Source organism: Streptomyces sp. NPDC002133, from assembly GCF_040296405.1.
In the GTDB taxonomy this organism is placed as follows: domain Bacteria; phylum Actinomycetota; class Actinomycetes; order Streptomycetales; family Streptomycetaceae; genus Streptomyces.
Genome location: NZ_JBEOXF010000113.1, coordinates 1 through 9,740, shown reverse-complemented (window position 1 = coordinate 9,740; position 9,740 = coordinate 1). Strand labels below are relative to the sequence as shown.

The 9,740-nt window shown below is 67.6% G+C and carries 8 protein-coding genes and 3 pseudogenes; 3 read left to right on the top strand and 8 right to left on the bottom strand.

Going from position 1 to position 9,740, the window contains the following annotated elements:
* Positions 1–86: 86 nt before the first annotated feature.
* The 5 genes and pseudogenes from ABT078_RS41795 to ABT078_RS41775 all read right to left on the bottom strand — a co-directional run.
* Positions 87–437: pseudogene (locus ABT078_RS41795) on the bottom strand (reverse transcriptase/maturase family protein); the annotation flags it as partial.
* A gap of 10 nt (positions 438–447) precedes the next feature.
* The gene (locus ABT078_RS41790; RefSeq protein WP_351237591.1) at positions 448–2,721 is read right to left on the bottom strand and encodes a recombinase family protein; all 2,274 of its coding nucleotides are present in this window, start codon (positions 2,719–2,721) and stop codon (positions 448–450) included.
* Positions 2,722–2,845: 124 nt separating this feature from the next.
* A complete protein-coding gene (locus tag ABT078_RS41785) occupies positions 2,846–3,094 on the bottom strand; it encodes a DUF5372 family protein (RefSeq protein ID WP_351237589.1) in 249 nt (82 codons plus the stop codon).
* A 37-nt stretch (positions 3,095–3,131) separates the two neighbouring features.
* A complete protein-coding gene (locus ABT078_RS41780) occupies positions 3,132–3,563 on the bottom strand; it encodes a reverse transcriptase N-terminal domain-containing protein (protein WP_351237587.1) in 432 nt (143 codons plus the stop codon).
* Positions 3,564–4,230: 667 nt separating this feature from the next.
* Positions 4,231–4,626, bottom strand: a pseudogene (locus ABT078_RS41775) (IS701 family transposase); the annotation flags it as partial.
* A gap of 230 nt (positions 4,627–4,856) precedes the next feature.
* Between ABT078_RS41775 and ABT078_RS41770 the strand changes: the two are divergent.
* The 3 genes and pseudogenes from ABT078_RS41770 to ABT078_RS41760 form a co-directional block, all read left to right on the top strand.
* Positions 4,857–5,300 (top strand): annotated as a pseudogene (locus ABT078_RS41770) (transposase); the annotation flags it as partial.
* Between the two features lie 395 nt (positions 5,301–5,695).
* A complete protein-coding gene (locus tag ABT078_RS41765; RefSeq protein ID WP_351237585.1) occupies positions 5,696–6,379 on the top strand; it encodes a histone protein in 684 nt (227 codons plus the stop codon).
* 6 nt (positions 6,380–6,385) lie between these two features.
* Positions 6,386–7,384 carry an SRPBCC family protein gene (locus ABT078_RS41760; RefSeq protein WP_351237583.1) on the top strand — a complete coding sequence of 333 codons (999 nt, stop codon included), beginning with the start codon at positions 6,386–6,388 and terminating at the stop codon, positions 7,382–7,384.
* A gap of 154 nt (positions 7,385–7,538) precedes the next feature.
* On the opposite strand, the gene ABT078_RS41755 is transcribed toward ABT078_RS41760, so the two are convergent.
* From ABT078_RS41755 to ABT078_RS41745, 3 genes are all read right to left on the bottom strand, one after another.
* Positions 7,539–8,606: a fatty acid desaturase family protein gene (locus ABT078_RS41755; protein ID WP_351237581.1), complete on the bottom strand. Its 1,068-nt coding sequence runs from the start codon at positions 8,604–8,606 to the stop codon at positions 7,539–7,541.
* 149 nt (positions 8,607–8,755) lie between these two features.
* Positions 8,756–8,911: a DUF6131 family protein gene (locus tag ABT078_RS41750; protein WP_351237579.1), complete on the bottom strand. Its 156-nt coding sequence runs from the start codon at positions 8,909–8,911 to the stop codon at positions 8,756–8,758.
* Between the two features lie 492 nt (positions 8,912–9,403).
* Positions 9,404–9,740: transposase (locus tag ABT078_RS41745; protein ID WP_351237577.1), on the bottom strand; the 337-nt coding region annotated here is incomplete at its 5' end.

The following is a 9,740-nucleotide window of genomic DNA, read 5'->3' as shown; positions in this document are numbered from 1 at the left end:
TCCGCGAGCACACCCCCGCCGACCACGGTCAGTCACCAGAATCCGACGCCGAGGGCGACATGCGCACCGGTTATCCATTGCGTTGGAGGCGTGATCACGCCGCCTTGAGGAGTTCCCTCCTCGGTCGGCGTGAACCGGCCTTCCTCGACCACACCCGCTCGCAGCCACTGCCCGACCTTTTCCCGCGCGGGGAATGTGCCGAGCTGCTGGAGAAGGTGGTCGTGGTCGATTCGGTCGAACGCCGCTGCCAGGTCTGCGTCCAGGACCCACCGGCGGCGGGCTTTGCTGCCTTTGGCCGTCCAGTAGATCGCCGCGATCGCGTCCTGACAGCTGCGGCCGGGCCGGAAGCCATACGACTTCGGCTCGAACCGCGCTTCCCACTCCGGTTCCAGTGCCTGGGAGACCCGGGCTTGCTCGACCCGGTCCAAGATCACGGGCGTGGTGGCTTCATACTGCCCCTCCTGCTGTGGTGGTTCGGGTTGTGGGTGGGAAGTTCTTGGTTCGGGTGGTGAGTTGGTGGCATGCGGCTTCGACCTCGTCGTTCCATGGGATGCTGACGCGGCCCGTCTCGGTGCGGTGGGCACCGAGACGCCGGGTGCGGATCCAGTAGTAGACGGTGTCAGCGGGGACGGCCAGTCGCGCGGCTGCCTCCTGGACGCTGATTTCGCTGTCTGTCTGCCCTGGGAGCGGGCGGGCGCCTGGACCGGTGGGGTTGAGGTGTCCTGACCGGGCGATCCGGTCGCGGCAGTCGGCCTCAATGGTCTGGTCCCAGGGCACGCACCAGCGTCCGCTGTGGTCCTTGCGTGCGGGTAGCCGGCCGTGTGTGATCCAGTAGTAGACGGCCCCTGCCGTGACCTGCAGGATCCGGGCGACCTCCTCGACAGTGATCTCGCCCTCGCGGAGCGGGACCGTGCGGGGGGCCCGGATTTTGTAGGCATGACGGGCCCAGCGCACGGCCTTGACGTCGAACGGGCGTCCCTTGCCGGTGTGCAGGCCGGCCGCGGCGAGTTCGACGACCAGGGCGTCGTCGGTCAGCAGCGGGCCGAGCCGGGTGATCAGCTCGACGGCGGCGGTCGGGGTGCGCGGGGCGTCGTGTCGGTCCAGGGTGGCCTCGTCGGTGGCACCGGTGTGCCAGCGGATGCCGATCCTGGCCCGGGTCCGGTCGAGCTCGGGCAGCAGAGTCACATCCGCGATCAGCGTCCTGAGCAGGCGTTTTCGGTCCTTGTCCTGGGTTTCTGGTGCGTCCCAGAGACGGGGGAGGTCGGCGGCCAAGGCCTGCAGGCCGGCCCGGTCGGGCAGTGGCGGCCGCGTTTCCCGGGCGGCGGTCAGGGCGGTCTCGGCCTCGGCCAGGGCTGTCAGCCTGGCCTCCCAGCGGGCTTCCAGCGTGCGGGCGACCAGCCGGTTCTCCGGTTCGACCGCGGTGAAGGCACGCTCCGCGCGGTCCGCGTCGTAGCGGGCTCGCTCCACCGCGAGCTCGGCGGCCCGGTGGGAGTGGGTGTGGCGGGCGGTGACCTCGTCCGCGGCGGCCAGCGCGAGAGTGATCTGCTCGGGGGTGAGCGCGGCCAGCAGCCGGGAGACGACCGCGTCATCGACGGTGCCGGCGGTGATTGACCGGCAGGTCGCGGTGGCCTGATGGTCCGCCCGGGAGGCGGAGCACTCGTAGGCGGCCCTGCCGCCGCGGTGGTAGCGGGTGGTCATCGGCCGTCCGCAGGAACCGCAGGCGATGATCCCCTGACACAGGGCCAGGCCCTCTCGCGGCGGCCGGGCGCCGTCGTGTGTGCAGTTGGCCTTCAGCCTCGCCTCGATGTCGACGAACTCGGCCCAGGTGAGGTAGCCCTCGTGGTGGTCGTGCAGCACGATGGGCCACTGATTACGGGGAAGGAGGCGTACTCCGGTGCGGATCGTGCCGTCCGGCTCGACCCGCCGCCGGGTCGCGTACCGGCCGTAGACGTAGGTGCCCGCGTAGCAGGGGTTGCCCAGCACGCCCAGCGCCCTCGCGTGGGTGAGGTTGCCCCACCGCAACTGCCCTGCCCACACTCCTCCGTAAGCGCGGAGCGGGAAGCGGCGTCCGACGAACGCGGAGACCACCGCGTAGGCGGAGCCGCCCGCGGCGAAGGCCGCGAAGACGTCCCGGATCGCGGCCTGGACCTCCGCGTCCGGGTCGATCACGCACTCGCCCTCGTCGTCGTAGACGTAGCCCACCGGCAGCGGGAACCGCAGTTCGCCCCGCTCGGCCGCGGCCCGCTTCGCGCCCTGCAACCGGCCCGAGAGGATGTGCAGCTCGGCCTCGCTCATCGACCCTTTGAGCCCCAGCAGCAGGCGGTCGTTGATGTCCGCCAGGTCGTAGACCCCGTCGCCGTCCACCAGCAGGGCGTCGGTCAGCCGCGCCAGCTCCAGCAGCCGGGTGAAGTCCGCCGAGGAACGCGCCAGGCGGGACACCTCGAGGCCGAAGATCGCCCCAACCTCGCCCAGGCAGACCTTGGCCACCAGATCCCGGAACCCCTCGCGGTCGGCTCCGAACTTCCCCGACACCCCCAGATCGGCGTCGATGACCAGCACGTCCTCCCGGGCCCAGCCCATCCGGACGGCGGTCTCCGCCAGCGCGTATTGCCGGGCCGTGGACTCGGTGTTGTCCCTCACCTGCACCAGCGTCGACTGCCGCAGGTAAACCGCAGCCGTCCGCGCACGGTGGGACGCGGTGATCTTCGACTCTCCGTTCACGGCCGCCTCCCAGCACGGACTCGACCATGTTGGCCAGCACCATCACCGTCTCGCGGCTCGCTCCCGGCACGGTTCCTCGCTTCCGCCCACGCCGGGGCTGGTGCACGACACTGCAGTGGTGTCATCAGGATCCGCCCCCGTCCTCACCGGCACCACGGCTCACGAGGGCGTCCACCAGCGCACGCGCAGCACACAGCCCGTCAACCGCGAGCCGGTCCGCAGCCGGCACCGGGCCGCGATCCGTCCACTCCTGCGGCAGCGTCACACTCCCGTCCGTACCGGTCGCGCAAACGAACACCAGAGCGCCGCCACGACGCTTGACGAACAGAATGTCCAACTGCTGGCCGGCCAGCACATGGAACGGGTGGGTCACCGTCAACGAACCCAAGGACTGCCTGGACGATACGGCCCTATGCGATGACCGTCGGAATGCCGAGCGGGCGTCTCTTGCCGCCTGGCTTGGGGATATACACCCGCTTGACGGGCCGGGCCGTGCACGGGCTCGCCCGGTACTGGACCCAGTGGGCCAGTTCCGTCTTGCCCGAGGCGGTCAGGACGACCTGACCGTCGATCCCGGCCGTCTTGCGTCCTGCGTTGATCTCCGTCACCCGTCGCACGCTGACCAGCGTGTTGGCTCGGGAGCGGAGCATCAGTTTCTGCAAGTTGCGGACCCTTCTGAGGTCCCCTGCCTGCGATGCCGTGAAGATTCTCTGCCGCAATCGCCGTACTGTCTCCTCCTGGGCCAGCCAGTCGATGGCGTCCCAGTCGAGCGGAGTGTCCTCCGGTCCGTTCACCGGAGCGGTGCTGGTCGCGGCCTGGTCGGCAGCGGGTATGACCGTCACGGTGTCCAACTTGCCCTTCGGTTCTGGTTTCTTGCTCGACAGCGTTCTTCACAGGCTCACCCGGCCCACGTCAGCACCCTTTCGGGTCCGGGCATCCGCCCGTATCCGGCCAGTTATGCGGGACTCGGCGGAGGTGCCGGTGCTGTCCCGGTTTCCTGCTGCCTTTCGGCGGCCGGCGTTGGCTTCTTGGGCCGTCCTGCACCCGCTGGGGAGCTGGGCCTTCCTTGCGGTTGGCTGACCAGACCAACAGGTCTGGACCCCAACGGGGTTGTCGCGTTCCGCACGCGTGAGATGCGACCGGGGTGGGCGCCCTCATTACCCCGGGACGGTGGTGTCCTCCCGGTCGACTCGGTGTCTTCGACCGGCACCTGCCGCTTCTCAGCGGCCAGTCCTGCACCCCGCTCTTGCTTCCCATCTGCGAGGTTTGCCATCACGGAGCATCGTTGAGGGTTCAGTGAGCTTCACCCGTCCGGTCTTCCCCTTGCCTGTGGTCCCCGGATGGAACGGGGGCTCTTGGGCTTCTTCCCCGAGCTTCGCACCCCGCCGTTACCAGCGACGCACGTCGGGGAGGGGACGGGCCTTGGACACTGGCCCGGGTTACGTCATCGGCGTCATGCCGACCTCCTCCCTACGTAACCACTCACAGCGTGCGACCTCGCGTCGCACCGCCGATCTGACAGTTCTCGGTGCGGCCGGCAGTGCCGGAGTACTGGCGCTGCACCCCGGCGGAGGTCACGCCCTTCTTGACGAAACCGGTGTCGTCAAGAATCAATACCCCGCCGTCCTCGCCGAGTTGGTCGGCAACGTACTGCTGGAGATCGTCACGAACAGAGTCGGCGTCCCAGCAGCTCCTCGCCAGGAGATGCTGCAGTCCGTCCGGGGTCGCGTGACCTGCGTACTCGGCCAGCTGCCAGCCGTTCTTGCGGCCCACCGGGCCGAGCAGGCCACGCACGTAGTCCCGCATCCGCCGCCGGGGCTCGACACGGGCGAAGCGGGCACCGACCCGCAAGAAGAGTTCCTCAAGTTCCCGATCCCACACACATGCCGGAGCCTCATCGATCACGCTGAAGAACTACTCGGACACGCCCACGGACATGCGACAGGACCCTCGTCCGAAGGAAATGCCAGCCAAAGCCCTCGCGCGCCTGTGACGCCCCGGCTAAACTCCCCGCCGCCAGGCCGCTGACCAGCCCAGATACCGAAATACGGCTGGAGTACTAGGGCCTGTGTGATGTCGTGATCAATCTCGCCGGTCCGGATCCGCCTGAAGGCGGATCCGGTAGGAAGACGATCGTGACGCGCAGGCAACTCACCGACGAGCAGTGGCAGTTGATAGAGCCGTTCCTGCCGATAGGCGAGTATGGCCCGTACCCAGAGCGGCTGCGGGACCAGTTCGAGGGCGTGATCTGGCGGTTCAGGACAGGCGCGCAGTGGCGGGAGATGCCCGGCGAGTTCGGGCCGTGGCCAACCGTCTACGGACGCTTCCGGGTCTGGCAGAACGCCGGCGTCTTCACTGCTCTGCTGGAGGGCCTGATCGCCGAAGCCGCCCGCCAGGGCAAGACGGACTTATCCCTCAGCGTGGACTCCACGACGGTCCGTGCGCACCACTACGCTGCCGGGATGCTCGTCGGCACGGACGTCCTGGAGGCTCTCAAGGAGGCCGACGCCGAGCAGGAACAGGCCCGGCAAAAGGGGGCGGCGAGTTGGAACAGAACGGGCGGGACGGCGAAACAAGCCCGAGCGGACCGAACGCCGGCGTTCGTCCACCGGGTCTAGTGTCTGCCGCTCATAGGTCCGCCACAGCGGTCGGTGCTGACGTCCAGCGACCGGCAACGGCCCGCCTCCGCAGCAGGAGGCAGAGCTTCTCCAGATGCGACCGACACGATTCAGGCGAAACTGGTAATTACAGGACCGGCACTTGAGTGATGGCTCTCGTGCCGAGGCGCCCCCCGTCGTGGCCGGAATCGCCGAGCTGTAGATAGCCGGCTTCGCCCGAAGGGAGCAGGGCTAGGTTCCACCTTCGTTGCGCTCCAAGAATCGGCTGCTGTGGCCGCCGTAGAAGCAGAGACCAGACAACAGCAGCTGGCGCGGCACAGGCGGGCCCGTAAGGGAACGATGAAGGTGACGTGCGCATGGACGATCAGACCAAGATGGCTCTCGCCGCGGCCATAGCCGGCGGTTACGTGCTCGGCCGTACGAAGAAGGGCAAGCTCGCCCTGAGTGTGGGGACGTATCTGGCAGGCAGACGGTTCGGTCTCGAGCCGCGCCAGCTCGCTGCCGAGGGAATGCGCAAGCTCGGGGAGATCCCGCAGGTCGCCGAACTGCAGGACCAGCTGAAGGGGGAGTTCCTCGACGCCGGCCGCAAGGCAGTGACGGCTGCTGCCACTCGCGGCATGGGGACGCTCGCGGACACGCTCCGTGACCGTACGGCAGGCCTCGGCAAGAAGGAAGAAGAGGAAGAGCCCGAGGAGGAGTACGAGGAAGAGGAGGAGGAGGAAGAGCCGGAAGAGGAGGAGGAAGAGCCGGAAGAGGAAGAGGAGGAGGAGCCTGAACCCGAGCGCCCGCAGCGCCGGAGAAGCTCCCAGAAGCCGGCTCGGCCCGAGAGGGGTACCGCGTCAAGGCGTGAGAGGGCCCCCGCTGCCCGGAGTTCTTCCGGGGCAGCGGCGAGGAAGAAGACCTCTGCGACGAAGCCGGCCGCGAAGAAAGCAGCCCCGGCCAAGAAGTCCGCCACCAGGAAGCAGGCCCCCGCAAAGAAGGCGGCGTCTTCAGGGCGGGCGGCGAAGAAGACATCCAAGCGCGCCGATCGCCGGAGGTAGCCCGCCATGGCCGGGAAGGACACGAAGCAGCCGGAGACGCAGGGATCGGGGGCGGGCGGACTGGGTGAGGCGCTGTCGGGTTTCGTCGGTTCACAGGTGGAACGGCTCGCGGAGAAAGCCAGCGACAAGCTCACGGACCTCACGGGGCAGCTCACCGATGTCGCCGACAACGGCGGGTCACTGCTCAAAATCGGCTCGCGCATCCTCGGGGGTGAGTCCCCCGTGAAGGCATTCTTGTCCGAGAAGGCCAAAGGCCTCAAGGACAGTGTCGTGGACAAGGCCAAGGGATTGTTCGGCGGGGGCAAGCGCAAGTCCGGCAGTAGCAAGAGCATGAACATCATCGAGGTCCTCGACGTCGGCGTACCCCTTCGCACGGCCTACGACTACTGGACCCAGTACGAGAAGTTCAGCAGCTTCACCAAGGGCGTTCGCAGCGTCTCGATGAGCGACGAGATGACCAGCGACTGGAAGGTCAAGGTGGGCCCCTCCTCCCGCAGCTTCAAAGCGACTGTTCAGGAGCAGATCCCGGACGACCGGATTGCTTGGACCTCCGAAGGAGCAAAGGGCAGCACCAAGGGTGCGGTCAGCTTCCACGAACTGGCTCCGACGCTGACGCGGATCGTCCTGGTCGTGGAGTACTACCCGTCCGGGCTCTTCGAGAAGACCGGAAATCTGTGGCGGGCCCAGGGCCGCCGGATGCGCCTGGACTTCAAGCACTTCCAGCGGTACGTCACTCTCACCGAGGAAGAGCCGGAAGGCTGGCGCGGCGAGATCCGAGACGGCGAAGTCGTCATGTCGCACGACGAAGCCCTGGAAGAGGAAGAGGCAGCACAGGCCGAGGACTCGGAGAATGACGGCGAGTACGAAGCCACGGAAGACGAAAACGGCGAGGCTGAGGACGAAGAAGACGAAGACGTCGCTGAGGACGAAGAAGAAGGGGGCGTCGAGGAAGACGAATGGGAGGACGAGGAAGCCGATGACGACGGGGAGGAGCGATCCCGGTAGGCGACGCCTCATGACGCATCCGGGGAACGGTCCGCAGGCGCCGAATATCAGGCTGCCGTTCCTGTCCTACATCTCGCTACTGCGGGAGTCGGCCACCTGCTGTGGGGTGCCCTCTCCAGTCGGTCAGCCACCGCTGGTTGGAGGCGTAGCGAGCTCAGGACGCGGATGAAACTCTGACTGAGCGGTGGTGGGCGTCGCGGATGGGGAGGCCTGCCTGGTGGAGGCTCGTGAGGGCCTGTCGGTAGGAGGCGATGAGGCCGGTCTCGATGTAGGGGATGCCTAGTTCCTTGCAAAAGCGGCGGACGATGGGGCGGGCGGCGCGTAGTTGGGGGGTGGGCATACTGGGGAACAGGTGGTGCTCGATCTGGTGGTTGAGACCGCCCAGGGCGATGTCGGTGAATCGGCCGCCGCGCACGTTGCGTGAGGTGAGGACCTGGCGGCGGAGGAAGTCGGGGCGGTCCTTGCCGGTCAGAATCGGCATGCCCTTGTGGTTGGGGGCGAAGATGGAGCCGAGGTAGAGGCCGAACAGGCCCTGGTGAACGGCGAGGAAGGCGATCGCCATACCTGGCGGCAGCACCAGGAACAGCGCAGCGAGGAAAAGCGCGAAGTGGGCAAAGAGCAGGGTGCCTTCTTGAGCACGGTGTTTCAGCGAGCGGTTGGCCAGGGCCTTCACACCCATCACATGCAGGTTGAAGCCCTCCAGCGTGAGGAGAGGGAAGAAGAGGAAAGCCTGGGAGCGGCCGATGAGCCGGGGAAGTCCCCTGGCGGCGCGGGCCTGATGCTGCGACCAGACCAGCAGGTCGGGGACCAGGTCAGGGTCGAGGGTTTCGTGGTTGGGATTGGCATGGTGGCGTGTGTGTTTGTCCTGCCACCAGCCGTAGCCCATTCCGATGCCCGTATTCCCGGCGATCCGGCCGAACCGCTCGCTGGCCTTGCGCAGCCGGAATACCTGCCTGTGGGCCACGTCGTGGGCGAGGAGGGCGACCTGGCCGAAAACCAGGGCGAGGAAGGCAGCGATGGCCAGTGACCACCAGCTGGAGCCGATGAGGACGAAAGCGGTCCAGCCGCCGGCGTAGAGCACGCCTACCGTGGTAATGCGGGCCGTGTAGTAGCCGGGGCGGCGGCGCATCAGCCCGGCGTCGGCAATCTCCTTCGCCAGTCTGGCGAAGTCACTGCCGGACGCCCGTGAGGGCAGGGGACGAACAGGAGCATGAGGCGTCATCGTGACCGGAGCTTTCCGTCAGCTGAGGGGATGTCGGTGGGTCGGTTCACAGCGCGACGGAGCAGGGCCGAGCCAACTGACGTTCGCTGTGCCGTGCGAGGAGGGCGTCGCCGACCTGCTCAGCCGAATTCCCTGGCGGAGTGCCGCGGCTACCAGTAGTGCCGTCGTCCGCCGACCGCGTGTCCTACCGCTCCCAGAATCCACAGCAGAATCCCGATCGCGACCAAGATGATCCCGATGGTCCAGAGGATACCGATGCCGGCCAAGAGGCCGATGATGAGCAGAATGACTCCGAGGATGATCATTACGCCCTCCGGTGACGGGGCGCCCACTGCGGTCGCCCCCTCTCTCATCGCTGCTCCCCGCCTTTTTGCGAGGCAAACCCGGGTCTAGTGCTGCTCCGCGGAAGTTCGTGGAGGGTGTTGATCAGGCTGCCTTGAGCGGGGTGCCCTCGTAGGTCCAGCGGTAGGGCTTGGCCGTCTCGTTGTGCTTGATCACGTAGGTCTCCAGCTTGTCGATCAGGTCGTCGCGGCTGGCGAAGTCGCCGTGCTGTCGGCGTACAACCTCACGTGACCAGCCGCGTACAAGCTCATGTGACCCTGGTGGGCGGGCCGGGGCCGCCCGACTGCTGATTGTGCGGGTCGGTGACCGCCGTCAAGAGCGCCCTTCGGGCGTCGCTAACGCGATGGCCGCTGCGCGGCCACTCTGGACTGCGCCCCCCAACCCGTGAGAAGCGGCTGGCTATCGGGCGGCCCCTCCGCTGTGGCGTACGGCCGCCTGCACACGTGACCGTGTACCTATCTGGACAGATGACCCTGAACCTCGACACCGTGCCGCAGGACCCGGCGGGTCAGGGCGGAGAAGAACAGTTCGGCCTGGTTGAGCCAGGAGGCGTGCGGTGGGGTCCAGCGGACGTGCCAGCGCGGGTGCGCGGCCAGCCATGCCTTGGTGTGCCTGGCGGTGCGGGAGGAGCCGTTGTCGAGCACGACGTGGATCTCCTTGTCTGGGGCGATGGTCCGGTCCAGCTGGTCCAGGAACACGGTGAAGGTCGCTGCGTCGTTGCGGGCGATCACCTCGGTCAGCACTTCGCCGCTGGTCACCTCCAGGGCGGCAACCAGGGAAGCGGTGCCGTGG

Excerpts from the sequence above, each read along its gene's own strand:
- ABT078_RS41765 (WP_351237585.1), top strand. The coding sequence starts at position 5,696 with ATGGACGATCAGACCAAGATGGCTCTCGCCGCGGCCATAGCCGGCGGT.
- ABT078_RS41755 (WP_351237581.1), bottom strand. The coding sequence starts at position 8,606 with ATGACGCCTCATGCTCCTGTTCGTCCCCTGCCCTCACGGGCGTCCGGC.
- ABT078_RS41750 (WP_351237579.1), bottom strand. The coding sequence starts at position 8,911 with ATGATCATCCTCGGAGTCATTCTGCTCATCATCGGCCTCTTGGCCGGC.
- ABT078_RS41760 (WP_351237583.1), top strand. The coding sequence starts at position 6,386 with ATGGCCGGGAAGGACACGAAGCAGCCGGAGACGCAGGGATCGGGGGCG.